The organism is Serratia sp. JUb9 (assembly GCF_014298095.1).
Taxonomy (GTDB): domain Bacteria; phylum Pseudomonadota; class Gammaproteobacteria; order Enterobacterales; family Enterobacteriaceae; genus Serratia_B; species Serratia_B rhizosphaerae.
On the sequence record NZ_CP060416.1, the window covers coordinates 2,563,801 to 2,589,051 of the forward strand.

The 25,251-nt window shown below is 58.3% G+C and carries 23 protein-coding genes, 1 pseudogene and 1 riboswitch; of the genes and pseudogenes, 11 read left to right on the plus strand and 13 right to left on the minus strand.

The genetic code is table 11. The features are described from left to right. The first annotated feature begins 131 nt into the window (after positions 1 to 131). The 5 genes and pseudogenes from HF675_RS12135 to nudI all read left to right on the plus strand — a co-directional run bounded on the left by HF675_RS12135 (position 132) and on the right by nudI (position 2,935). Positions 132 to 389, plus strand: a complete 258-nt coding sequence (locus HF675_RS12135) for a YjhX family toxin (RefSeq protein WP_105231161.1) — start codon at positions 132 to 134, stop codon at positions 387 to 389. Between the two features lie 77 nt (positions 390 to 466). Next, positions 467 to 1,018, plus strand: coding sequence for a GNAT family N-acetyltransferase (locus HF675_RS12140; RefSeq protein WP_187043104.1), 552 nt, complete (start codon positions 467 to 469; stop codon positions 1,016 to 1,018). 150 nt (positions 1,019 to 1,168) lie between these two features. Further along, a pseudogene (locus tag HF675_RS12145) lies at positions 1,169 to 1,759 on the plus strand (hypothetical protein); the annotation flags it as partial. Positions 1,760 to 1,807: 48 nt separating this feature from the next. Then, positions 1,808 to 2,236: a hypothetical protein gene (locus tag HF675_RS12150; protein WP_105231158.1), complete on the plus strand. Its 429-nt coding sequence runs from the start codon at positions 1,808 to 1,810 to the stop codon at positions 2,234 to 2,236. A 273-nt stretch (positions 2,237 to 2,509) separates the two neighbouring features. Next, positions 2,510 to 2,935, plus strand: a complete 426-nt coding sequence (nudI, locus tag HF675_RS12155) for a nucleoside triphosphatase NudI (RefSeq protein ID WP_105231157.1) — start codon at positions 2,510 to 2,512, stop codon at positions 2,933 to 2,935. 207 nt (positions 2,936 to 3,142) lie between these two features. Here the strand turns inward: nudI and HF675_RS12160 are convergent, their stop codons facing one another. The 5 genes from HF675_RS12160 to HF675_RS12180 are packed head-to-tail and all read right to left on the minus strand — an operon-like array spanning position 3,143 to position 8,846. Next, the gene (locus HF675_RS12160) at positions 3,143 to 4,258 is read right to left on the minus strand and encodes an ABC transporter ATP-binding protein (protein WP_105231156.1); all 1,116 of its coding nucleotides are present in this window, start codon (positions 4,256 to 4,258) and stop codon (positions 3,143 to 3,145) included. Between the two features lie 60 nt (positions 4,259 to 4,318). Beyond that, positions 4,319 to 5,680, minus strand: a complete 1,362-nt coding sequence (locus HF675_RS12165; RefSeq protein ID WP_111737086.1) for an alpha-glucosidase — start codon at positions 5,678 to 5,680, stop codon at positions 4,319 to 4,321. Positions 5,681 to 5,715: 35 nt separating this feature from the next. Then, positions 5,716 to 6,561 (minus strand): carbohydrate ABC transporter permease, encoded by an 846-nt coding sequence (locus HF675_RS12170; protein WP_105231154.1) that lies wholly within the window; start codon positions 6,559 to 6,561, stop codon positions 5,716 to 5,718. Next, complete coding sequence (locus HF675_RS12175) at positions 6,558 to 7,547, minus strand: carbohydrate ABC transporter permease (RefSeq protein ID WP_160031058.1); 990 nt, start codon at positions 7,545 to 7,547, stop codon at positions 6,558 to 6,560. The genes HF675_RS12170 and HF675_RS12175 overlap by 4 nt, the downstream gene beginning before the upstream one ends. Positions 7,548 to 7,580: 33 nt before the next feature. Further along, a complete protein-coding gene (locus HF675_RS12180; RefSeq protein WP_105231152.1) occupies positions 7,581 to 8,846 on the minus strand; it encodes an ABC transporter substrate-binding protein in 1,266 nt (421 codons plus the stop codon). 116 nt (positions 8,847 to 8,962) lie between these two features. On the opposite strand from HF675_RS12180, the gene HF675_RS12185 reads away from it, so the two are divergent. Beyond that, the gene (locus HF675_RS12185) at positions 8,963 to 9,895 is read left to right on the plus strand and encodes a LysR family transcriptional regulator (RefSeq protein ID WP_187043105.1); all 933 of its coding nucleotides are present in this window, start codon (positions 8,963 to 8,965) and stop codon (positions 9,893 to 9,895) included. On the opposite strand, the gene HF675_RS12190 is transcribed toward HF675_RS12185, so the two are convergent. From HF675_RS12190 to mgtS, 4 genes are all read right to left on the minus strand, one after another. After that, positions 9,889 to 10,161, minus strand: a complete 273-nt coding sequence (locus HF675_RS12190) for a PTS transporter subunit EIIB (protein WP_105231150.1) — start codon at positions 10,159 to 10,161, stop codon at positions 9,889 to 9,891. The genes HF675_RS12185 and HF675_RS12190 overlap by 7 nt on opposite strands. Before the next feature lie 111 nt (positions 10,162 to 10,272). Then, positions 10,273 to 12,708, minus strand: a complete 2,436-nt coding sequence (locus HF675_RS12195; protein WP_187043106.1) for a DUF3772 domain-containing protein — start codon at positions 12,706 to 12,708, stop codon at positions 10,273 to 10,275. A gap of 156 nt (positions 12,709 to 12,864) precedes the next feature. Next, a complete protein-coding gene (locus HF675_RS12200; protein WP_111737089.1) occupies positions 12,865 to 13,068 on the minus strand; it encodes a hypothetical protein in 204 nt (67 codons plus the stop codon). A 111-nt stretch (positions 13,069 to 13,179) separates the two neighbouring features. Next, positions 13,180 to 13,272 (minus strand): protein MgtS, encoded by a 93-nt coding sequence (mgtS, locus tag HF675_RS12205; RefSeq protein ID WP_145961125.1) that lies wholly within the window; start codon positions 13,270 to 13,272, stop codon positions 13,180 to 13,182. A 195-nt stretch (positions 13,273 to 13,467) separates the two neighbouring features. Next, positions 13,468 to 13,641, minus strand: a riboswitch (M-box (ykoK) riboswitch). A 252-nt stretch (positions 13,642 to 13,893) separates the two neighbouring features. Here mgtS and HF675_RS12210 point away from each other — a divergent pair. Continuing rightward, a complete protein-coding gene (locus tag HF675_RS12210; RefSeq protein WP_105231147.1) occupies positions 13,894 to 14,412 on the plus strand; it encodes a DUF2778 domain-containing protein in 519 nt (172 codons plus the stop codon). Positions 14,413 to 15,074: 662 nt separating this feature from the next. Continuing rightward, positions 15,075 to 17,180, plus strand: coding sequence for an elongation factor G (fusA, locus tag HF675_RS12215; protein WP_111737090.1), 2,106 nt, complete (start codon positions 15,075 to 15,077; stop codon positions 17,178 to 17,180). Between the two features lie 30 nt (positions 17,181 to 17,210). On the opposite strand, the gene HF675_RS12220 is transcribed toward fusA, so the two are convergent. Continuing rightward, positions 17,211 to 18,176 (minus strand): DMT family transporter, encoded by a 966-nt coding sequence (locus HF675_RS12220; protein WP_105231144.1) that lies wholly within the window; start codon positions 18,174 to 18,176, stop codon positions 17,211 to 17,213. A 129-nt stretch (positions 18,177 to 18,305) separates the two neighbouring features. Further along, entirely contained in the window at positions 18,306 to 19,133 is an 828-nt protein-coding gene (locus HF675_RS12225) for an AraC family transcriptional regulator (RefSeq protein ID WP_111737092.1), read from the minus strand. Positions 19,134 to 19,312: 179 nt separating this feature from the next. Between HF675_RS12225 and HF675_RS12230 the strand changes: the two genes are divergently transcribed. Both HF675_RS12230 and HF675_RS12235 read left to right on the plus strand, forming a co-directional pair. After that, entirely contained in the window at positions 19,313 to 19,996 is a 684-nt protein-coding gene (locus tag HF675_RS12230) for a type 1 glutamine amidotransferase domain-containing protein (RefSeq protein ID WP_105231142.1), read from the plus strand. A 19-nt stretch (positions 19,997 to 20,015) separates the two neighbouring features. Next, positions 20,016 to 21,449: an NAD-dependent succinate-semialdehyde dehydrogenase gene (locus HF675_RS12235; protein ID WP_111737093.1), complete on the plus strand. Its 1,434-nt coding sequence runs from the start codon at positions 20,016 to 20,018 to the stop codon at positions 21,447 to 21,449. A gap of 70 nt (positions 21,450 to 21,519) precedes the next feature. On the opposite strand, the gene oxlT is transcribed toward HF675_RS12235, so the two are convergent. Further along, positions 21,520 to 22,776 (minus strand): oxalate/formate MFS antiporter, encoded by a 1,257-nt coding sequence (oxlT, locus tag HF675_RS12240; RefSeq protein ID WP_187043107.1) that lies wholly within the window; start codon positions 22,774 to 22,776, stop codon positions 21,520 to 21,522. 259 nt (positions 22,777 to 23,035) lie between these two features. After that, on the minus strand, positions 23,036 to 23,434 hold the full coding sequence (locus HF675_RS12245; protein WP_255427278.1) for a LysR substrate-binding domain-containing protein: 399 nt from the start codon (positions 23,432 to 23,434) through the stop codon (positions 23,036 to 23,038). Positions 23,435 to 23,548: 114 nt separating this feature from the next. Here HF675_RS12245 and ggt point away from each other — a divergent pair, with 114 nt between their 5' ends. Beyond that, a complete protein-coding gene (gene ggt / locus HF675_RS12250; protein ID WP_105231139.1) occupies positions 23,549 to 25,222 on the plus strand; it encodes a gamma-glutamyltransferase in 1,674 nt (557 codons plus the stop codon). Positions 25,223 to 25,251: the final 29 nt, after the last annotated feature.

The window sequence follows — 25,251 nt, forward strand, 5'->3', positions numbered from 1 at the left end:
CATGTAATCATCTGATAATTGGTTTCCCATTTCTCTGAAAACGGGACTGATTATCACCACGCTAAAACTTTTTACGCTGACACCCGGTGTCGGTTCGTTTTTGCATATGATGATTACAGGTAATTAACAGCATGAATATCTCCCGTCAGGAACAGCGGACGCTCCACGTCCTCGCCAAAGGCGGACGCATCGTCCACACCCGGGCCGCCTCCGGCCGCGTAATCGCAGTGGAATGTTACAGTCGTGAAGGACTGCTGTTGAGCGACTGCACGCTTACGGTATTCAAAAAACTGCGGACGAAGAGACTGATTAAGTCAGTCAATGGCCAGCCGTACCGCATCAATACCACCGGCTTGGCGCACGTCCGCGCACAGCTCGACAACCGTTAAAACCCCATTGCCTACCGGCGCGATCGGCTCCGCCGGTAGGCTTATTGACGTGACAGCAATATCTATCAGGTAACGATATGAACATAACCATTAGTTTAGAAACTCCGCAGGATATCCCCCAGGTGCAGCAGGTGATTGCTGATGCTTTCGGCTCCCACGAAGAAGCGGCATTGGTGAATCAGCTGCGCCAGGACCCGGGCTGGCTTCCAGCGCTGTCGCTGGTTGCCAAAGACCGCCATGGTACGGTTATCGGCCACGTTGTCTGCACCCGCGCCAGCGTCAGTGCCCATCCGGCGGTAACGTTGGCGCCGCTGTCGGTGCATCCGGCACATCAGGGTTCCGGCGTCGGCAGCGCACTCATGCTGGCCTGCATTGAGGCGGCGCGCGCCGCCGGCGAGAAAATCATCACCGTTCTTGGGCATCCGCAGTATTACCCGCGTTTTGGCTTTATACCGGCGGCCGGCTGTGGGGTGACCTGCCGCCTCAATAACGGCCCTGACGACGCCAAAATGGTGATGTCACTGGATGGCGCGCCGATTCCGCCCGGCGAAATGGGATTTTGCCGCCCGATGACCGAGGCCATTCAGGCCTATCAGCCGGCGGCGGATAACCCGTCGGCAGCGCGTTAAGCCCTCCTCCCGCAGCGCCTGATAATAAGGCGCTGTTTTTTCGGTCGATATAGGCGAACCAGTATTGAAACGGCACGGAGATTAGGTAGTATCCGCTGTGCGAATTATGCACAGCGGCATAGTGAACAAGGACAGGAAGGATTCTTAGGGATGAGCAAACGTTCAGATATACTCGACGGAAAATACGCTGCGACTGAAAAATATGGTCTGGTTTATACAGAAGTACTCGGTTGGATTGATCTAGGCCATGCGCAAGGAACTGATATTCATGCTTTGCTGAATAAGCTAGCCCGTGGAGAATTATCCGGACATAAATACTATGATGTGACTTATTCTCAAGGCATGAGAGACCCATTTAACTTAATCCGCTCGGGTAAAATGATAACGTGGCGTATCAGACGTGGCCGCCCTTTTTGGGAGCAAAAAAGCATCGCGTTGGCGATGATGATGACACTGGCGCGAAAGTTTGAGGCTTTCCAGGGCACATTCCCTATCAACTTTGTGACTGACAGCGGATACAGCGGTGAAGATCTGGTTTCTGATTTGCTCGGTTTTTATCGCGCCGTGTCGATTCAGAACCCTTTTCCTATGCTGCGCCCGGTCAGCAAGGTGGAAGCGCTAAGACGCTGGGATCATTACGGAAAAATTGGCGCATGGAAAAACGAAGAATTTAAACCGCTATTGTTTCCCGACCCGAAAAAATTTCCTTATGCCAGACCACGTAAAGGCATGCTACCGCCGTGATAAAACGTTTTTCGTTATAGGTACAGGTAACGGCAGGATGAAACTATGAAGACGTTTAGAATACTGACAATCGTGCTCGTTGCCATCGGCGCTATGTTCGCCTTCGCCTGGCCCTATATAAAAATGGAATTTGCCGGTAGCGCATACTATACCCAGCAAGATAGTCGGGAATATGCGTTCTACACGCCTGAACTGCTGAAAAACATGCCGCGTATCGCGGAGCACTATAGCTTTGAGTTTGGTAACGTCAGCGGGCCGGAGGCGCAGGTCTTTACCGTTAGATTCGACAACGCAACGGATACAAGCAAAATTCGCAGTTACCTAGCGTCTGCGGGCTATCAACCACAGTCTCGATGCGACGTTGAAGCAGAGTGCTGGCGCACTCCGCAGTCCAAAGATGTTGTGACCTTAATTAAATATACTTCGCCAAATAGCGTTGTGGTTCAAATCTACCGCAGTCCGCATACCGAGTAAGCCTGATGGGTTTCCCCTCATTCATTTTGAACAATGGCGGCAAGCGCTTTTTCAGGGTGTCGATCGGCATAACGGTTATGGGTATGGTTTTATTTTTCGCCTGGCCGTATATAAAAATGGAGTTTGCCAGCAGCGCATATATACCCAGAAAGAGCGGCTGAACGGTCATCGCCAGCCAGCAGGCCAAATCCAAACGTAGCAATGTGATCAGCACTGCCCCTTGGCGTCGGGAAGAGATACACTGGTGAAAACAACAAGATTAAGGGAATGAAAATGCGCCAGAGAGTCATCGTGTGCCCGGTGATACAAAACAACGGCGAGTATCTGCTGGCTAAAATGGCCGCCGATCGCGGGGTTTTCCCGGGACAATGGGCTTTGCCCGGCGGCGGAATGGAACCCGGCGAAACCATGGAAACCGCGCTAAGGCGCGAAATCATGGAAGAATTAGGCGAAAAACTCTGCATCACTGATGTTAAACCATGGGCGTTTCGTGATGATATCCGGACCAAAACCTATCCGGATGGAACCACCGAAGAAATTTACATGATTTATCTGATATTTGACTGTGTGAGCACCAACAGGAAGATTACGTTTAACGAGGAGTTTCAGGACGTTATCTGGGTGCCGGCCGAAGCGCTGAAAAGCATGGATTTGAATGAAGCGACCCGGTTCACGTTTGCCCAGAAGGGGCTCATTTAGCGCGCCAGCCCTGACCTTCACGGCTTAAGGGCAAAAAGGCCGGCAGCGCTATCACGCCAACAGGCAAACCCGCGCCTCGTAAGGGCGCAAAGTATGTGACACCGTAACATCAGGATAATTCCCCAAGCTTGTCCATAAAGCTACGCGGATAAATCTGGTACACCACCGCCTCTTTCCACCACCGTTGTTTCATGCCTGCTCCTTCGGTTAGTGCGCCTGCTCGGAGGGAAGCTGGCGCGGGAACGCCCGGCCGTAATGATCAAACAGATAGCAGCACTCCACCGGCAGCCGCACGCCGACGGTCTCGCCCGCCGTAATCGGCGAACGCTGCGGGTTGCGCAGCACCCAGGGCTCGCCGGCGTTGCCATTGTCCAGGTAAAGGTAGGTCTCGTTGCCCATATGTTCGACAAACATCACCTCGCCCTGATATTCACACTCCTCTAGCCGGCCGCCGCGGATATGCTCCGGGCGGATGCCGAGGTTGACGCTTTGCCCTTCCGCCGCCTGCGGCGTCGCCACAGGCAGCACCAGCTGCTTGCCGTTATCCAGCTCCACCACGCTCTGCCGTTCGCCGGCGCGCTTGAGCACCGCCGGGATCAGGTTCATTTTCGGCGAACCGATAAACTGCGCGACAAACTCATTGGCGGGATGATCATACAACTCCAGCGGCGTGCCGACCTGCTCGATATGCCCTTTGTTCAGCACCACGATGCGGTCGGCCAGCGTCATCGCCTCCACCTGATCGTGGGTGACGTAAATAATGGTGGCGCCGAGGCGCTTATGCAGCGCGGCCACCTCCATCCGCATCTGTACGCGCAGCGAGGCGTCCAGGTTGGACAGCGGCTCGTCAAACAGAAACAGTTTGGGTTCGCGCACGATGGCGCGGCCGATCGCCACCCGCTGGCGCTGGCCGCCGGACAGGTCTTTCGGCTTGCGGTCGAGCAACTGCTCCAGCTGCAGCACGCGCGCGCTGTCGCGCACCCGGCGGTCAATTTCGCTTTTGCCGACCTTCGCCAGCTCCAGCGCAAAGGCCATATTCTGATACACCGTCATATGCGGATAGAGCGCGTAAGACTGGAAAACCATGCCGATGCCGCGTTCCGCCGGCGAGTCGTCGTTAACGTAGTTACCGTCGATATACATGCCGCCGCCGCTGATCGCCTCCAGCCCGGCGATCATCCGCAGCAGGGTCGATTTGCCGCAGCCGGACGGGCCGACGATCACCACGAATTCGCCGCTGTTGATCTGCAGATCCAGCGATTTAATCACCTCGGCGTGGCTGCCGTAGCGTTTTTGCAGTTTTTCCAGCGTAAGTTGCGCCATAAGGGTCTCCTGTTCGCGACGTCGATGGCGGCGGAGCGACGTGCGCCCCGCCGCAGCGGCTTATTTCAGATAGTCCAGCCACGGGCTCTGGCGGGCGATCATCAGATCCACCAGCTCCGGGATGGCGCGGCACTTATCGTTCACCGAATCCACCAGCAGCGCCTGGATCACCAGATCGCGCGAACCGTTGATCACCGCCTCGGCGGTCAGGTCGTGCACCGCAATCTGGTTGCTGAGCAGCCCGCCGATACCGGCCGGCATCTCCACCTTAATGCCGTGAATGCCCTTCTTGTCGACGATCGCCGGCACCTCCACCGCGATAAACGCCGGCAGCTGTTTGATAAAGCCGCGATTGGGAATATTTACCGCCGCCTCTTCATAACCGGCGTCGGTCAGCATGCCTTCCATAATCGGCACCACGCGCTCTTTCAGCTTCAGTTCAATGCGCGGTTCGACGTGGCCGAGATAGTTGCGGTAGAAGGTGTAGAAATCGAGAATGCCACGGTGATCGCTCACCTCGTAGGCCCAGCGGATATACTCGCCGAAGTGGCTGTCGCCGGTGATCGGCAGGTGGTGGAACTTCTCCAGCACCTCTTTGAACAGCGTGCGGTCCGCCCACGGATAGAGGCTGTCTTTGCCGCCGAGCGCGTCGCGTTCGGTGCTGCCTTCCGTCTCCACCAGTTTGCCGTGCTGGCGGGTGTAGGCCAGAATATCGCTGTAGCCCGGCAGGCGCTCAAAATAGCCCGGCGCCTTGGCGCGCACGTCCGGATAGGCGTCGCGGCCGCTGTCTTTGTAGCTGGCCTCCAGCAGTACGCTGAAGTGGTTCAGGCCGGCAGCGCGCAGCTGCAGGTTGCTGAACGGCGTGCCGAGCATTTCCGGCAGATAGCGCTCCAGCGAGGCGATTTCGTGGCACATGCCGACAAAATTCAGTTCGGGGAACTTACGCTGCACCGTGGTGCAGATGCGGCTCATAGGGTTGGAGTAGTTAAACACCCAGGCATCCGGGCAGATGTCGGCAACGTCGGCACAGATATCGAGGATCGGCGGGATAATGCGCAGCGAATGGAACAGCCCGCCCGGCCCGCCGTTTTCACCGTAAACCTGCTGGATGCCGTACTGCTGCGGGATCTGCCAGTCCTGATCCCACAGGGCGAAGCGGTCGCCGACTTCGATGGAGATAATCACGAACTCGGCGCCCTGCAGCGCGCTTTTGCGGTCGGTGGTGGCGCTGACGCTGAACGGCAGATCCTGCGCCGCCAGGAAGTCGCGCGCGGTCTTTTCAGTTACCGCCAGCGAGGCGGGGTTGATGTCGTGCAGCACAATCTCACTGCCGTACAGCGTCTTGCTCTGGAAGATATCCCCCAGCGTACCGAAGCCGAACTGTGCGCTGCCGGCACCTACCAATACGATTTTTGTCGCCATTGCTTTTTCCTCTTACCTCAGGGTTAGTCGATATATCAGCCTTTTACGGCACCGTTCGTTAAGCCGCTGACGATGCGACGCTGGAAGATCAGCACCAGCACCACGATCGGCAGCGTGACAATCACCGAGGCGGCCATAATCGCCCCCCACGGCAGTTCAAACTGCGAGGCGCCCTGCAGCATGCCGATAGCCACCGGCACGGTGCGTTTGCCGCTGGAAATGACAAACGTCAGCGCGAACATAAATTCATTCCAGGCGCCGATAAACGCCAGCAGCCCGGTGGTCACCAGCGACGGCCCCATAATCGGCGCGAAAATGCGGCTGATAATGGTCCAGGTGCCGGCGCCGTCGACGATCGCCGCCTCCTCCAGCTCCAGCGGGATGGATTTCATAAAGGTGGTCAGCACCCAGACGGTGAACGGCAGCGAAAAGGTGGCGTAGGACAGTACCAGCGCCCCCAGCGAGTCATACAGTCCGAGAAAACGCACCAGCTCAAACATGCCTGACAGCACCGCCACCTGCGGAAACATCGACACGCATAAAATGGTGAACAGCAGATATTTGCGCCCGCGGAACGAGATACGCGCCAGCGCGAACGCCGCGGTGATCGACACCAGCAGGCACAGCCCCACCGTGACGCCGGCCACCAGTATCGAATTCAACAGGCTGCGGGCGATGCCGTTCTCCATCAGCGCGGTGACATAGTTGCCCCAGTGCCAGGCGTCCGGCAGATAGGCGACGCGGAACAGATCCTGCCCGCCGCGCAGCGAGGTAATCAGCGCATAGTAGAAAGGAAACAGGCAGATCACGCTGGCCAGCGCCGCACCGGCGTAGATCATCGCGCGATGGCCGAACTGCTGTTGTTGCCGCGTCAGTTTCATGCGCGTTTCTCCTTATCGTTCAGGCGGGACAGCGTCAGGAAGCAGGCGGCGATGCCGGCCACCATCATAAAGACCAGTACCGAAGCGGCCGAACCGGCGCCCATCTCCTGGTAGCTGACCATCTGGTCGCGGGCATAGCCGGAGACCGATACCGTGGCCTCGCTGTTGGAGGTCAGCACGTAGATCAGGTCAAATACCCGCAGCGCATCCATTACCCGGAAGATCAGCGCCACGATCATCGCCGGCATAATCAGCGGCAGCGTAATGCGGCGGAAGCGCTGCCAGGCGTTGGCGCCGTCCACCCGCGCCGCCTCATACAGATCGCCGGGAATCAGCTGCAGCGCCGCCAGCAGCATCAGCGCCATAAACGGCGTGGTTTTCCACACGTCGGCGATTACCACCGCCCACATCGACAGCCCCGGCTCGGCCACCCAGGCCAGCGGCGTATCGATCAGACCGATTTTCAGCAGCAGGTCGTTCACCACGCCGTACTGGTCGTGGAACATCCAGCCCCACATTTTGGCGGAAACGATGGTCGGAATGGCCCACGGCACCAGAATGGCGGTGCGCACCAATCCCTGCCCACGGAATTTCTGATTCATCAGCAGCGCCAGCAGCATGCCGAACAGCAGCTCCAGCGACACCGACAACAGACTGAAGCGCAGCGTATTGCCCACCGCCTGCCACCACAGCGGGTCCGCCAGCACGCCGTAGCTGCGTTCGTCAGCCAGATCGAGATAGTTGGCGAAACCGACAAAGCGCCATTCGCCCGGCATATCCAGCATGGCGTCGGTAAAGCTGTAAAACAGCGTGCGCAGCAGCGGCCAGCCGGCGACCGCCAACAGTAACAGCAAGGCGGGCGCGACCAGCAGCCAGGCGATGCGGCTGCGTTTTTGCTGATAATTCAGTTTACGGCGCGTTTGCGCGCGCTTTTCCAGCGGAGGATGGGCCACCGTCAGAGACAAAGGTTGCGTATCGCGTTTCATGGCATAAGGCTCCTGATGGTTAATCGGCGGCGCTTAGCGCCATCCCCGGGCGCGAATGCGTTCCAGACGCGCCTGCAGCGTCTGCACGGCATCGGCGCCATCGCTGTCGCGACGCAATACGTTGAATGAGGTGTTGTAAATCGCCTTGGAGACCTGGGCGTATTTGCGTTGAGTCTGGGTTGCCGGCCGCGGCGTGGCCTTGGCCAGAATGCCGCTGAAGGTTGCCAGATACGGCGCCTGCGCCAGCACCTGTGGATCCTGATACAGCGCCTGGCGTGACGGCGCCCAGCCCAGCAGCGCCTGCGCTTTTTTCTGCGATTCGGCATCGCTGACGATTTTCAGCAGCGCCACCGCCGCCTGCGGATTTTTGGTGTAGCTGCTGATCGCCCACTGCCAGCCGCCCAGGGTGCTGACCGACTGGCCGTCGACGCCGCCCGGCACCGGCATCACGCCCACTTTGCCGCGTATCGCGCTGCTTTTATCCTGCGTCAGCACATAGGCGTACAGCCAGTTGCGCATAAACACCGCATCACCGTTCTGAAACAGCGCGCGCCCCTCTTCCTCCATATAGCCCAGCACGCCGGGCGGCGCGATGGTGCCGACCCAGCCGGCGGCCATCTCCAGCGCCCGCGCCGCGCGCGGATTGTTAATGGTGATGTTGCCGTCGGCGTCGATAAAGGTGCCGCCTCCCTGCGACGCCACCCACTCCAGCGCGTTGCAGGTCAGCCCTTCATAAGATTTACCCTGAAACACCAGCCCCCAGAGGCCTTTATGCCCGTTCTCACGCTCCGCCTGCTGAATGCGCGCGGCGATACGCGTCAGCTCGGCCCAGGTTTTCGGCGGCTGTTCGCCGTACTTTTCCAGCAGGTCTTTGCGGTAGTAGAGCGCGCCGGTATCCATATAGGCGGGAATCGCCTTAACGCGGCCGTTCACCATGTCGTTGCGCCAGGCGGCGGGAAAAAAGTCCTGCTGCATATCGCTGACATATGGCGTCAGATCGAGCAGATGTTTATTGAGCACGCCGATCCACACCGTGTCGGCCTGGAACAGATCGATGGCGTTGGCGTCTCTGGCGGCAAACAACTGCTGAAACAGCGACAGCTTCTCGTCAGAGGCGCGGGGTAAATCGATAAAGGTCAGGGTGTGCCCGGTCTGGGCTTCAAAACGCTGTTTGACGTAATGGCAAAACTCACGTCCTTCTTTGCTGGGCGAGCACTCCATCCTCAGCGTATCGGCCTGCGCCAGCGCCGGCAGCAACGCCAATGAGCAGGCGGTCAGGTTTAACAACAGTTTTCTCATGGCGTCCCCTGTGCGGAATCAATCGGCATAGGTGCACGCTATCGGCTGGGCGTCATTGGCGGAAATTGTTTTTCGCACCTACGATATAGAAATCTTCTATATCAACAGCGGAAAACATGATCGTGGACAAAATTCTGCGCCAGTTTATCGAAGTCGCCATGTTTAAAAATGTGAGTCATGCAGCAAACAAACTCTGCCTCAGCCAGCCGACGCTGACGCATAACATGAAGAAACTGGAAGAAAATCTGGGCGTGCAGCTGCTGGAGCGCACCTCCAGCGGCGTGACCACCACCCAGTATGGCGAGCTGCTGCTGGAGCAGGCGCAGATGATGCAGCGTATCTATGATAATACGCTGCTGAAGATGGCGGCGATCAAAGCGCGTCAGGCGCAGAGCCTGCGTATGGGCAGCGGCCACGCCTGGTGGTATATGTTCGTGCGCGACTGCTTTAACCGTTACCGCGAGCAGCACGCGACGGTCAATATCCATATTGACCTGGGCAACCACCTGCGGCTGATGGATCTGCTGTTAGGCGGTGATATCGACCTGTTTATCGGCCATGAAATTCAGGGGCTGAACCCGAAGGCCGGTATTACCTTTCTGCCGCTGTTCGCCACCGCCGACACGCTGTTCGCCCGTCAGGATCATCCGCTACAGGGGCGCGCCGTGCGGCCGGACGATCTGCTGGATTACCCCTGTGTAGAGCTGACGCCGGATGAAACCCGCTATCAGCATATGGTGGCGGATATGCAGCAGAAGAAGCTGACGCGCAACCGCCAGCATCTGGCGGAGCGGGTGATCTGGTCCACCAATTCGATGATGTCAGCGATTGATATGGTAAATGATTCTGACGCGGTGATGCTGACCTATCCCCGCTGTATGGCCGGCTACTTTGCCCGCTACGGCATTGCACCGCTGAATATGGAATCCCACAATGTGTGCACCGTGGGCATGTATCTGATACGGGAAAAGGCGGACGCGCCGCAGATTCAGCAGATGCTGGCGCTGATGCGCCAGCATATCGAACGGCTGGGGCCGCAGCTTCAGTAGTCGCGGCCGGCGGATTCGCTCAGCGCCTGATACAACGGCCTGGCGTTGCCGGGGCCGACTACCAGTTGGTACTCAACGCCGCCCTGTGTGTCCGGCACTTCCAGCAGGGCCTTGATGCCCTCCAGCCCGGCGATGCCGTCCCGGTTCAGCCTGCCATCTTCTTTGAGCGAAACGCGGATACGGCTGGCGCAGTAGCGCAGGCGATCCACATTCTGCGCACCGCCGAAGGCCGCCAGCAGTACGTCGGCCAAATTCACTAACGTCATAACCCCTCCGTCAAGCGTGATAACCCGATCAGCATGCGCCGCGACGGCACAAAAGTGAAATTGATTTGCGCGGCGTAAATATAGATTTTTTCTATGGGCTGCGCGCAGCAATTACGCCGAAGCCTCCTCATCCTCCGTCAGCTGCTGCTGGCGCTGCCTCATGACCACCACCTCCTGCGGACTGGAGAGATGCACCTGCTCCTGACGCAGCAGCTTGAGGATATTGAACAGCAGCTCGCTTTTGGTGGCGCCGACCATGCGCGGGCTGGCGACATAGCCGGTGACGCTGAGGATAATGCCCTCCGGGCCGAGCTGGCTGAAGCGCACATAAGGCGCCGGCGACTCCTGAATCGCCTCATATTCCTGGTAGGCGGTCAGCAGCAGGTTGCGCACCTGCTCGGGGTCGATCTCGGTCGGGAAGGTCAGCGCGATGGTCACCACCCCCTGCGCATTGCCCATGGTGGCGTTACGCACGTTCTGCGAAATCAGCTGCGAGTTCGGCACGATCATGGTGGAACGGTCGCTGAGCTGGATCTCGGTAGCGCGCACGTTGATGCGCCGCACGTCCCCTTCCACGCCGCCGATGCCGATCATATCCCCCACTTTCACCGGCCGTTCGGTCAGCAGTATCAGGCCGGAAATGAAGTTCTTCACAATCTCCTGTAGGCCGAAACCGATACCCACCGACAGCGCACTGACGATCCAGGCCAGGTTATTCCACTGGATGCCCAGCGCGGCCAGCGTGATCAGAATCAGCAGCACATAGCCGACGTTGGTGAACAACGTCACCAGCGAGGCGCGGATGCCGACGTCGTTGATGGTTTTCGGCAGCAGTTCGTTATTCAGCCAGCGGCTGCTGGCGCGCAGAATATAGCCGCCTATCAGCAGGCAAATCAGCGCGTTAATCAGATTGCCGGGCACGATATGCAGCTTTTTCAGCCCTTCGCCGCTGAGAATGGCGACGATTTTTTCCAGCAGCGAGTTCGGCGTGGTGGTGCCGAAGGTGCCGTTGAGCAGCGCCACGATCATCAGCAGCAACAGCCCGCACTTAAAGGCGGCGGTAAAGACGATGGTCAGCTGTTCCAGATGGCGCTCGCCAAGGCCGAGCGAACGCATCAGCGAACGGCCGCTGGCGGTATGCGACGAGAAAATGGCGCTCCAGACGTCGGTGGAGAACTGAATCAGGAAATAGAACGCCATCAGCACCAGCGTCGTCCAGATCGCCTGATAAATCAGGAAACGGGCAAACGAGATATAACCGATGAGCAGCGCCAGCAGCACCACTAACGACACCAGCAGCGTGGCGAGCTGCGCCAGTCCGCCGATCATCGAGCGTTTTTCCAGCTGTTCGCCCTGGCGTTCGCTGCGCTGGCGCAGACGATGGGCGCGCAGCGTTATCGCCAACAGCACCAGCGCCATCAGCGCAGCCAGCAGGCCGTTGCTGAAAATGGTGGAACCAAGGCTGGCGCCAATCACGTTGTTAATCAGTTCGACCGTGCCGAACGCCAGCACCAGCGCCGCCAGCAGCGGCGAGAAGTTACGCAGGCCGGCGGCGATGGTGTCGTCAATGGCAGGCAGACGCCAGGAGGGACGACGGTTGGACAAAAATGCCCTTCCCAGACCGGCGATCAGCGCGCAGAAGATGCCCAGACGGGTGAAGCCGTCGGCAAAGTCCTGCAGCATCGATGACAGTTCGGTCGCGCAGGTGAACGCCTGATACAACAGATTAAGCGCCAGCGCGGTAGTGCACAGCGTAATCAGCGCGGTGCCGAGTGCGGTAAAGCTGCGGCGCAGGCGGCCGTCCGGCAGATAGCGGATGCTGAACCAGGCGAGCGCCTGTTCGGAGAAATAGCGTCCCAGCGACCAGATCACCCCGGCCAACAGCAGCAGGCCGGCGGTGCCGTAACGCCACGGCGCCTGCCAGCTGGCATCCCAGACGGCGCGCAGTTCAGCGGCGAACTCCGTCAGGCGCTGTTTGTCCTGCGGCTGCGGCGCAATCACCGGCGTCCAGAACGACAGGCTGAGCACGCTGCCGGAATTCAGCGCCAGTTGAGACTTGAACGCCACGCGGCGTAAATCGCCGATCTGCTGCGTCAGCTCATGGGCGCTGCCGCGAATGGCCTGCGAACGTTTTACCGAGTCATCCAGCAGCTTTTTACTGTTGTTCAGACTGTTACGCTGTTGCGCCACCGCGGCGGTTTCCGCCTGCGCACCCGGCGCCGGCGGCGGGCCGAGCACATCCAGCTGCCCTTTCAGCTTCTCCTGCATCGGCTGCAGGTCGGTCAGAAACTGTTCGGTATTGCCCGCCAGCTGCTGCGTACGTTCCTGCAGTTTGCTCAGTTGGTTATCGGTGGTGGCTTTGGAAACCTGTTGCTTAATATCGTCCAGCTCTTTTTGATAGTTTTTCAGCGCTGCGGCAATATCCTGCTGGCTCAGTTCGGCCCGCTCGGCAGGCTGCGCCTCTTCGGCGGCATAGCCGCTGTGCGGCGCCAGCGGCAGCCCGAACAGCACCAGTAGCAACAGAACGATCTGTAACGGCCTTATCATAAATCTCGATGCCCAACATAGTTGATAGATAGATAAAACAGATGAGACAGCCGGGCTATCCCGTCTATAACAATAAACCGAGATTATGATAGCTGCTTAATGATAGGCAGAACATCGGAATCCTGCGCGCTGTGCGCATAGCGGTAACGCAGGCCGTCAGCGCTGCGATTTATGGCGTTTTCGTTCACCGCGCCGGCCGACAAAGCGCCATATCAGGCCCAGCAGCACCAGAGTGCCGGAGAAAGTCAGCAGCAGGCTGATAAAGAATTCGGATTCACCGGTGGAGGAAAAGTAGATCTCGTTGATACCGACGGAGATCATCAGGATGGCATACAGCAAAACAAAAATTGAAATAATCATGATAGCGACACACTGTGCAACCGCATCCAGGTTAGGTCGTTACGATCTCCTCCCCGTAATACGCAGTGTGATTGCGGGGAGGAGCTGACTGGGTGGATCGTTAAGATTCATTTAGTCGTCCCATTTGATGCTCATATAGGCTGCCAGCAGTCCCAAGGTGCTGATCAGGCCCAGAAAGCCGAGAAATACCGTCATGTTTCCCATTTTCATATCCTCAAGTTAAGTGTTTTCGATAGTGACCTCGCGTCGTCGCATTAAGAGTTTCAACCTCCCTATCCTTGATGGCATAAGTTGCCGTTTCAGATGTGCGGTGCTGGTGGTTTGATGGCAAAAAAACCGCCCCGCTACGCTGTTTATGCGGCAGGTCGTCAGGAGAGTAACCAAAGAGGGAGTGCAGGAAGCCTATCTCCGCGTCCAGGTTTTAGCACTATACAACGTATCTGAATGAAATATCAGAAGTTACCTTGGGCTAAACCTTAATCCGATCAAGCCTGTCTTAACCTTGGGCATCTCTCGATGTCGTCAGATCAGTAACCTGTGTTTGTATAGGAGCCTCGCCAAACGAGATATCGCTATAAACGTCGCGGGGATTATAAGCAGGATTGATTTATGTTGCCGATAAATATGCCTTTTGTTTAGGCGATGTTTAATAACCGCCGCTAACGCCTGACTCACCGCTCCTCTTTCGGTGTTTGGCTACAAAAAATCAGGCAATCTCCTATTTTGCTATAAAAAATGCAAACCGCTAATTAAAAAATTTATGCCACGGTTTATGTTGTCCGTTCGCAGGAACAGCGTTTTTTATATCAATCATGGATAGAAAACATGGCACTATACGGAAAATTTATAGTTAATGATGCGGATTATTCACCGCTGACTCTTTATGGTATCGGTACGTTTCTCGCCTTCTCCGGCAACGGGAATTACCGGAACGCGCCGGGGTGCGAAGCAATCCCCGACAACGGCCCAATCCCGGCGGGGAAATACTGGATTGTGGATCGCCCCTCTGGGGGCGTCAGGGAGCCAATAAAGACGTGGTTTAGTGACGTGGTAAACCGTCACTTATATAACGTGCCAACGAGTAAAAATGACTGGTTCGGACTATTCAGGGACGATGGTTCGATAGACGATTACACATGGATAAACGGGGTTAGGCGAGGAAACTTTAGACTACATCCGGGCACTCTGTCCCTTGGCTGCATTACGTTAAAACACCACTCGGATTTTGCTGCAATTCGTACCGCGTTGCTTAGAACTAAGACAGTCCCCGTCAGAAATACGAGATTTCGTGCTTATGGTATGATTGATGTGATTAGCCACGGAGAATGCAAGGTAAACGGATGAAAAAGTCATTTTTAATACTGGCAAAGATAGCTGTTTTCATCGTACTAATGATAATTATGGGTGCGTGGTTACCATATTACTATTTCATTAGAGTAAACATGAGTCATATCATGTCATTGGATACTGCAATATATATAACGGATATTATCGGTGGATATCCAGAGCCATATGATCTTGCAGCGCTATTAATTGCATTTGCTTTAAATGTTCTTATATCAATAGTGTGTTGCAAGTTGATCTTCATGTTAGCCCGGCGATTGAAAAAAACAATTACCCCGTCAAATTAAATCATGGCCGGTTAACACCGGCCGTTTTCCATCCGAGCGCCCAGGGAAACTACGCCCGGGCGTGTTCATATTCACGCTAGATTATACCAGCCACCACGCGCCGATCGCCACTCTCAGGCCTGCGGGTGTTATCTGCCTCATCCTGTCACTTCCGGGGTAAAAGCAATAACAATAAAATCAACATATTGAAAAGCTACGCCTATCGCAGCCATAGGTTAATAAAATCACCGGGGTAAACTACGATTAAGGAGCATCCGGCAGCGACAGCGCCGGATACGGTATGAGCGCCCCACGCCGGGGCGCCCTTTCATTAACGGGTATATGGCGCCCGCAGCGGCGCCGAGTCAAACGCCACACGGCTAAGCAAGGTTAATTATGGCACGCACTACCCCTATCGAACGTTACCGCAATATCGGCATCTCGGCACATATCGATGCCGGCAAAACTACCACCACCGAGCGGATTCTGTTTTACACCGGGGTCAGTCACAAGTTGGGCGAAGTGCACGACGGCGCAGCAACGATGGACTGGATGGCACAGGAACAGGAGCGCGGGATCACCATCACCTCGGCGGCGACCACCTGCTTTTGGAACGGCATGGAACATAATTATCCGCAGCACCGCATCAATATTATCGACACCCCGGGACACGTCGATTTTACCATTGAGGTCGAGCGCTCGATGCGTGTGCTCGACGGCGCGGTGATGGTCTATGACTCGGTGGGCGGCGTTCAGCCGCAGTCGGAAACCGTCTGGCGGCAGGCCAATAAATATCATGTGCCGCGGCTGGCATTCGTCAACAAGATGGATCGCGTCGGCGCCAACTTTTTCCGCGTGCGGCAGATGATGATCGACCGCCTGAAGGCCAACCCGGTGCCGATTGTCATTCCGATCGGCGCTGAAGATAACTTCAGCGGCGTGGTGGATCTCATCCGCATGCAGGCCATTTTGTGGGACGACGCCAGCCAGGGCATGACCTTCCGCTTTGAGGCCATTCCCGTCGAGCTGCAGGCCGAGGCCGACGAATGGCGGGAGAAAATGGTGGAAGCCGCCGCCGAAGGCTCAGAAGCGCTGATGGAGAAATACCTGGCTGGCGAAGCGCTGAGCGAGGCGGAGATTACCGCCGGCCTGCGCGCGCGCACCATCGCCGGCGAAATTCAACCCATGCTGTGCGGTTCGGCGTTCCGCAATAAAGGCGTGCAGCGCATGCTGGACGCGGTAATAGAATTGATGCCCTCGCCGCTCGACGTACCGCCGATGGAAGGCCACGATGAGGATGATCGGATCGTGGTGCGCCATGCCGACGATGAGGAAAAATTCTCGGCGCTGGCGTTCAAACTGATGACCGATCCGTTCGTCGGCCAACTGACGTTTGTGCGCGTCTACTCCGGCGTGCTGGCGAAAGGCAGCAGCGTCTACAACCCGGTGAAAGGCAAGAAAGAGCGCATCGGCCGCATCGTGCAGATGCACGCCAACGACCGCAAAGACGTCGATGAGCTGCACGCCGGCGATATCGCCGCCTGCGTCGGGCTGAAGGACGTCACCACCGGCGATACGCTGTGCGATCCCAACGCGATTATCACGCTGGAGCGTATGGTGTTTCCGGAGCCGGTGATCGCCCAGGCGATCGAACCGAAAACCAAAGCCGACCAGGAGAAGATGGGCATTGCGCTGCAGCGCCTCTCTTCCGAAGATCCGTCGTTTCGGGTACGTACCGATGAGGAGTCCGGTCAGACCATTATTTACGGTATGGGCGAACTGCATCTGGAAATCATCGTCGACCGCATGCGGCGCGAATTCGGCGTGGACACCAACACCGGCAAGCCGCAGGTGTCGTACCGCGAAACCATCCGCAGCAAAGTGAGCGATGTGGAAGGCAAATTCGTGCGCCAGTCCGGCGGTAAAGGCCAATACGGTCACGTGGTGTTAACGGTCGAACCGAACGAAGCCGGCAAAGGCTTCGAGTTTTTCGATGAGATCAAAGGCGGCGTGGTGCCGGGGGAATATATCCCGGCGGTGAAAAAAGGCGTTCAGGAGGCGCTGAACAACGGCATTCTGGCCGGTTTCCCGGTGGTGGACGTCAAGGTGCACCTGACCTTCGGCTCTTACCACGACGTCGACTCTTCGGAGCAGGCGTTTCGCATGGCGGCGATTTTCGGCTTTAAAGAGGCCTGCCGTCAGGCGAACCCGGTGATCCTGGAGCCGATTATGAAGGTGGAAATAGAGACGCCGGAAGAGTATGCCGGCGGCGTGATGGGCGATCTGTCATCCCGCCGCGGTCAGCTGCAGGGCATGGAGGATATCGCCGGCGGCGGCGGTAAGGAGATCCATGCCAAAGTGCCGCTGTCCGAGATGTTCGGCTACTCCACCACCCTGCGTTCAATGACGCAGGGGCGCGCCACCTTTACCATGGAGTTCAGCCACTACGCGGAAGCGCCGCGCAATGTGGCCGATGAGATCATCAGCCAGCGCGCGCGTTAACCCCCTGTCTGCCGCCGTCGGCGGCAGATATTACGCCTTGCTGTCCAGCGAGACCACTACCGGCTCCGGCCGGATGCGCATGGCGTAAATCACCCCGATCATCAGACAGGCGATGCCGGCACTGGTCAGCAGCGGCGGCCAGCTCTGGCGCAGAATAAACGTGTAGGCCAACCCCGCCAGAATCTCGAACACGATCAGCGGCCCGACCAGCACCGTCGGTAAACGCTGGCTGGCTTCGTTCCAGCACAGCGTGCCGATCCACGAGCAAAAAATCCCGAGCACGACCATCAAAGCGACAAACACCCACGGTCTGGGGCCGAACGGCAAGGCAAACTCAGGCTGTGTCAGCGCCAGCTGACCACAGACCAGCAGATAACCGACCAGCGACAGTGGCAACGTCGCTACCCCCATTGCCGTCGCCCAAGTGGTCGGCCGCAGCTGCGGATGTTCGCGCAGCCAGCGCGCATTGCGCAGCGGATACCAGGTCCAGCAGGCTACCGCCAGCAGCGCCAGCGCCAGACCGCTGACGTAGCGCCAGAGATCCACAGGCACCGTGCTGCTGTGCAGTTCCGCGACGTTAACCAGCACCAGCCCCAAGGCGATAAGCAGCAACGCCGGCGTCAACCGTCGCCAGGAGAGCCGCCCTTCATGACGGCCGTAACACAGGTTGGCGGTGACCGACATCACCACCGGCAAGGTGCCGATAATCATGGTGGAAATCGGCGCGCCGGTGCGTTGGATGGCGCTGGCCAGACATACGTAATACAACAGGTTACCGATGGCGGTAAACTTCAGCGCTTCCAGCCAGTCCTGGCGCCGCAGCTTTTTCAGCCGCTGGCGATCGAGCCAGGCCAGCGGCAGCGCGATCAGGCCAAACGCCAGATAGCGACCGGTGGACTGCAGCGCTGCAGGGTAATCCGGCACGATCAGCGGCCCGACGAAAATCAGCCCCCACATCAGCCCGGCAGACAGCGCAAACATAATCCCTAAAAACATGGTGACTCCATAAAAAGAGCCAGAGCGCATACGATAACGCTCTGGCAGTGTGCGAATAACCGGTAATGGGTGCCAATCTAACGCAATTAGGCATGGCTGGCTTGTAGCAAATTGCTGTTTTAAAAGTTATCAGGCAGAGAATACCTGTTTTTGATAACCGGCGGGAGTGACACCGTAACGAGCGGCGAAGGCGCGCGTCAGGTGCGCCTGATCGCTCAGCCCCACCGCAGCTGCGACCTGTGCAGCCGGCAACCCCTGCGTCAGCAGCTGTTTGGCACGATACAGGCGGATCGCCATCAGCATCTGGTGCGGCGTTACGTGGAATTCCGCCTTGAATTTACGTTGAAAGTGGAACGGGCTGAGCATCACCAGCGCGGCCAGCTGCGCCAGCGTCACCGGTTGGGCGTAGTTGTCCCACAGATATTCCCTCACCACCGCGAAACGGTGGGCGGTTTCAGAACGCGTCGGCCGCGCAAGCCGCGCGTGGGGGCGGAACGTATCGACGATATCCAGCAGCAGGCCGTCCTGCGCCAGCGGATCGTCTGTCCGCCACAGCGCGCTCAGCGTCACGGCAATGCGCTGAGAAGCCTGCGGATCGTGACGTACCGCATCGCTGAACCACATGTCCGCCTCGCCGCTGATTTGCGCCAGCGTGGCCGGTTCCAGATAGATCATGCGGTAATGCCAGCCGCCGTCGCTGGCGGATTCGCCGGTATGCAGTTCATCGGGATTCATCAGCACCAGCGAGCCGGGCGCCGCCAGATGCTGCGCACCCTGATAGCGAAAACGCTCCGCGCCCTGCACTACGGTGCCAATGCCGAAAGCATCATGCGTATGGGGCGCGAAGGCGTAGCGATCGATATAGGCATGATAAAGCTCTACCCCGGCATGCTGCGACAGATGGCGAAAATGGGCATGATCTTTTTTATCGGGGAATCTGTCGGGTACGCCTTGCATATCAGAGCATCCTGTTGGCAAAAAAATCCTGTAGCGATCATAGTAAAGAATTGCCTGGTTTTTGAGTAGTACGTTCACATCCTGTGCGTTGCCGGAGCGAAAAGCCACACTGGGCTAGAATTAGCCTGGCGAACATGCCACTCTAGACGACTGGTCTAATCCCACTGAAGGAACCCATGATGAAAATTCTAATGGTGCTCACATCGCATGACCAACTGGGCGATACCGGCAAAAAAACCGGCTTCTGGCTGGAAGAGTTTGCCGCGCCCTATTATATCTTCAAGGATGCCGGCGTGCAGCTGGTGCTGGCTTCGCCGGCCGGCGGACAGCCGCCGCTGGACCCGAAGAGTAATGAAGAGGAATCGCAAACCGCCGATACCCGCCGTTTTGTCAACGACGCGCCGGCGGTAGCGGCGCTCTCTTCCACCCGGAAACTGGCGCAGATCGTGCCGCAGGAATTTGATGCGGTATTCTATCCGGGAGGTCACGGGCCATTGTGGGATTTGGCCGAAGACCACCACTCCATCGCGCTGATCCAGGAGACGCTGGCGCACGGCAAGCCGGTGGCCACCGTGTGCCATGCGCCGGGCGTGCTGCGCCATGTCAAGGATTCCCGCGGTCAGCCGTGGGTGAAAGGCAAGTCCGTCACCGGCTTCAGCAACAGCGAAGAGGATGCGGTCGGTCTGACTGACGTCGTTCCGTTCCTGGTTGAAGAGGTGTTGAAACAAAATGGCGGCCGCTATAGCAAAGGCGAGGACTGGGCATCGTACGTGATCACCGACGACCTGCTGGTGACCGGCCAGAACCCCGCTTCCTCGGCGGCCACCGCCAAAGCGCTGCTGGCGCTGTTGAATCAGAAGTAAGACATTAAAAAGAGGCCATATGTACCCAAATACGCAATTATTTATCGATGGTGAATGGCGCGACGCCGTCGCCGGTAAAACCCTGACCGTCACCAACCCGGCCACCGATGCCGTTATCGGCCAGGTGGCGCACGCCGGCGAAGCCGATCTGGAGCTGGCACTGGCCGCCACCGAGCGCGGTTTTAAGCTGTGGCGTGAAACCTCCGCTCACCGCCGCGCCGCCATTATGCGTCAGGCGGCGGTGCTGCTGCGTGAACGCGCCGGCGACATCGCCAAAGTGATGACCGCAGAGCAAGGCAAGCCGGTAGCGCAGGCAAAAGCCGAGATCCTCGGTGCCGCCGACGTGATCGACTGGTTCGCCGGCGAAGCCAGCCGCACTTACGGCCAGATCATTCCGTCGCGCCAGCAGGACGTTCAGCAGCAGACGCTGAAGCTGCCGGTCGGCCCGGTGGCCGCCTTCACGCCGTGGAATTTCCCGATTAACCAGATCGTGCGCAAGCTGTCCGCCGCGCTGGCGGCCGGCTGCTCGATCATTGTCAAAGGCCCGGAAGAGACCCCTGCCTCGCCGGCCGCGCTGATTCAGGCCTTCGTCGACGCCGGCATTCCGGCCGGCGTTATCGGCCTGGTGTACGGCACGCCGGCGGAGATCTCCGAATACCTGATCCCGCATCCGACCATCCGTAAAATTTCCTTCACCGGTTCCACCCGTGTCGGTAAACATCTGGCGGCGCTGGCCGGCCAGCATATGAAAAAAGCCACCATGGAGCTGGGCGGTCACGCGCCGGTGCTGATTTTCGACGATGCCGATCTGGATGCCGCGGCCAAAGAGCTGGCGGCCTCCAAGTTCCGCAACGCCGGGCAGGTGTGCATCGCCCCGACCCGTTTCCTGATCCAACAGGGCGTTTACGAAGCCTTCGTTGAGAAGTTTACCGCCGAAGTGAATAAACTGGTGGTGGGCAACGGCCAGGAGGACGGCGTCACCATGGGACCAATGGTGCTGGGCCGCAGCGTCGACGCGATTGAGACCTTTGTTGAGGACGCGATTGCCACGGGCGCCAAGCTCACCACCGGCGGGAAGCGTCTGGCCGGCAACGGTAATTTCTTTGCGCCGACCGTACTGCGCGACGTGCCGCTGAACGCGCGCGCCATGTCGGAAGAGCCGTTTGGCCCGGTGGCGCTGCTGCGTCCGTTCAACGACTATGACGAAGCCATCGCTGAAGCCAACCGCCTGCCTTACGGCCTGGCGGCGTATGCCTACAGCCGCAACATCGCCACCGTCAACGCGCTGGGTCGCGATGTCGAAAGCGGTATGCTGACCATTAACCATATCGGCTTCGGCCTGCCGGAAACGCCGTTCGGCGGCGTGAAAGACTCCGGCCACGGCACCGAAGGCGGCAGCGAAGCGATCGAAGCCTATCTGGAAACCCGCTTCGTCACCGTCGCCGGCCGTTAATTTACCCTCGCCCGTGCGATACACAACCGGTTAGCGAACGCTAACCGGTTTTTTTTATCCCCGTTTTCCGTCACGCCTGCCGCTGCATAAAACGACGGCGCCACGGCTGCAGCACCCACAGCGCCAGGCCGGCGGTGATAAAATCCAGCGCAATGGCGCAGCCGAATACCAGATGCCAGCCGCCGGTATATTGATACATCAGCGCCGCCAGCGGCCCGCCGAGGATGGAGCCAATGCCCTGCGACATGTATAACCAGCAGTAATTGGCGGTGGCATGCCGACTGCCGAAGGTATCCGTCAGCGTTGACGGGAACAGCGAAAAGATCTCGCCCCAGCCAAAAAACACCACGCCGGACAGCAGCACAAACAGTACGGCGTTATCGCGCGACATCAGCCACAGCGTCATCGCGCATCCTTCCAGGGCAAACGCGATAAACATGGTTTTTTCCCGGCCGTAGCGGTCGGAGATAAAGCCGAACAGCGGCCGCGTCAGGCCGTTGGTAAAGCGGTCGAGCGTTAACGCCAGCGGCAGCGCCGCCATGCCGAACACCACCACGTCAGCGATGCCGAAGTCACGGGCAAATATCGCCATTTGCGAGGTCACCATCAGGCCGGAGGTCGACATCATGGCCATCATGGCAAACATCAGCCAAAACAGCGGCTGGCGCAGCATCTCGCCGGAGCGGTACTGGCGCGACGACTGCGCCACAAAACGGCTGGCCGGCTCTGTCACTTCGTCCAGCGGCGCTTTCAGCCCCTGGCTGGCCAGCAGCCCGACCAGCGAAAAAATAGCGCCGAACAGCCACAGCGTGTGTTCAAGACCGTACGCAGCCAGACTGTTCGCTACCGGAAAGGTGGTCAGAATGGCGCCCATGCCGTAGCCGGCGGCAACCGCACCGGCGGCGAACCCGCGCTGCTGCGGGAACCAGCGCACCATCAGCCCGACCACGCCGACATACACGATACCGGTGCCCAGCCCGCCAAGGCAGCCATAGGCCAGATACAGCCCGGTCAGGTTGGTGACCTGCGAGGCCAGCACCCAGCTCAGCCCCGACAGCAGCGTACCGATAGCGATCAACCGGCGCGGGCCGAAGCGGTCGATCAGTTTGCCCTGAAACGGGGAGAAAAAGGTTTGCAGGATAATCAGCAGCGAGAAAGTCACCTGCAGCTCCGCCAGGCCCACGCCCATTTTCTCCGCCAGCGGACGGGTTAATAATGTCCAGACATATTGCGGGCTGGATATTGACGCCATACAGACCAGCCCAAGAAATAACTGAATCCATTTGGTGCGTGCGCTGACAACGACGGGAAGGTTAAGCGTGGTCATATTTCCTCCGGCAAAAGGCCAGGCGCCCTATTTGGCGCAGGCAACGATGCGTTATATTGAATAAGCGTGCTCACGGAGGTATGCATCAGGCATGCCACTATTAATAAGTCATTATTAAACAGTGGGTAACAACAGGTGTGCGCTATTTCTTTGCGGCATAAACTCACTGCGGGCGTGCAGCGGGAGTTATTTTAGTGCAGCCAGATTGTGCTTATTTCCCATTAATGAAAAATATCACTATGTCTATTAATTAAATCTATTACATCTTCACATGATCAATAAACGCCCGGAGCTTCGGCGCCAAATATTTTCTGCTGGGGAAATAAAGATAGAAGCCGGGGAAAGTCGGTAGCCATTCATCCAGCAGCGTCACCAGCTCACCGCGTGCGAGGTATGGCAGAACGGTCTCCTCCATGCCAAAGCTGATACCGCCGCCTGCGCAGGCGGTGTACACCATCACGCCCATATCGTTCGTGGTGAGCTGAGGATTGACGGCCACATCAAAATCACGCCCCTGCTCGGCAAACTCCCAGCGGTAGGGAGAGGCACCAGGCTCTTTGCGCCAGCCGATGCAGCGGTGATGAATCAGCTCATGCGGATGCTGCGGCGTGCCGTGCCATTCTTCCATTTGCGCCATATCACGAAACCCGACCTTCATCCGGCGTCCTGCCGTTTCTGCTGCTACTTTCTTTAGGCCGATCGCGGCGCCGCTCTGCAGGCTGCTGTCCGGTAAGGAAAAACCTAATAAGAATCTACCCTACAAGGAATCATTATGCAGACTCGTCTGTTCAAAATCCTGACGCTCAGCGCCGCCATCATGGCGACCAGCACCCCGCTGCTGGCGGCGGATCTCACCGCCGGCGCCGTCGCCGCACCGGATGAATACGGCGCCAAAGTGGCGGCACAGATCCTGAAGGCCGGCGGCAACGCGGTGGATGCCGCAGTAGCGACAGCATTTACGCTGGCGGTGACCTATCCGGAGGCCGGCAATATTGGCGGCGGCGGTTTTATGACGCTGTACGTCGACGGCAAACCCTACTTCCTGGATTACCGTGAAATCGCGCCAAAGGCCGCCAGCAAAGGCATGTACCTGAATGAAAAAGGCGAAGTGATTGAGAACCTCAGCCTGATCGGCAGTAAGGCCGCCGGCGTGCCGGGCACGGTGCTCGGGCTGTGGGAGGCGCACAAGAAATTCGGCAAGCTGCCGTGGGCGGAGCTGCTGACGCCGGCCATCGGCTATGCGCAACAGGGCTTTAAGGTCGCCGGCCAGCAGTATCAATACCGTGAAGACGCCAATAAGCTGTTTGCCGGCAAAACCAACTTTGGCGACTACTTTGGCAAGATGCAGCCGGGCGTAGTGTTTAAACAGCCGGAGCTGGCGAAAACGTTGACCAGAATTGCCGATAAAGGCGCGGCGGATTTCTATCAGGGGGAAACCGCCGCCCTGCTGCTCAGGCAGATGCAACAGGACGGCGGGCTGATCAGCGCACAGGATCTGAAAGACTACCGGGTGAAGTGGCGCGAACCGATGCAAATCAGCTGGCGCGGCAACACCCTGTATACCGCCCCGCTGCCCAGCTCCGGCGGTATCGCGCTGGCGCAGCTGCTGGGCATTAAAGAAGACCGCGCGGCAGACTTTATCGGTGTTAAGCTGAACTCGGCGCGCTATATCCACCTGCTGGCAGAAATTGAGAAGCGGGTGTTTGCCGATCGCGCCGACTATCTGGGCGACCCGGATTTCAGCGACGTGCCGGTAGCAAAACTGATCGCCGCTGACTATCTGCAGCAGCGTGCGGCAGAGGTCAATCCGCAGGCGATCTCCGCCACCGAGAAGGTGCGGCCGGGGCTGGAGAGCCACCAAACCACCCACTTCTCCATCGTGGATGCCGACGGCAACGCGGTCAGCAACACCTATACCCTGAACTGGGACTTTGGCAGCGGCGTGGTGGTCAAAGGCGCCGGCTTCCTGCTGAATGACGAAATGGACGATTTCAGCGCCAAGCCCGGCGTCGCCAATGCGTTTGGCGTGGTCGGCAGCGATGCCAACGCCATCGAACCGGGCAAACGCATGCTCTCCTCGATGAGCCCGACCATTGTCACCCGCGACGGTAACGTGACGCTGGTGATCGGCACGCCGGGCGGCTCGCGGATCTTCACCTCGATTTTCCAGGTGCTGAACAATATTTATGACTACCACCTGCCGCTGCAGCAGGCGGTGGCGGCACAGCGGGTGCATCATCAGCTGTTGCCGAAAGACACCATTTACTTCGACAGCTTCGCGCCGTTAACCGGCGAGGTGGCGGCACAGCTGAAGACGATGGGCTATACGCTGGAAGATCAGGGCTGGAATATGGGCGATATTCAGGTGATTCGGGTCAATAACGACACGCCGGAAACCGCTTCGGATCCGCGCGGTCGCGGCACCGGTCTGGTGGTCGCCAAGTAAACGCACAGCCCGGCAACTGCCGGGCTGTG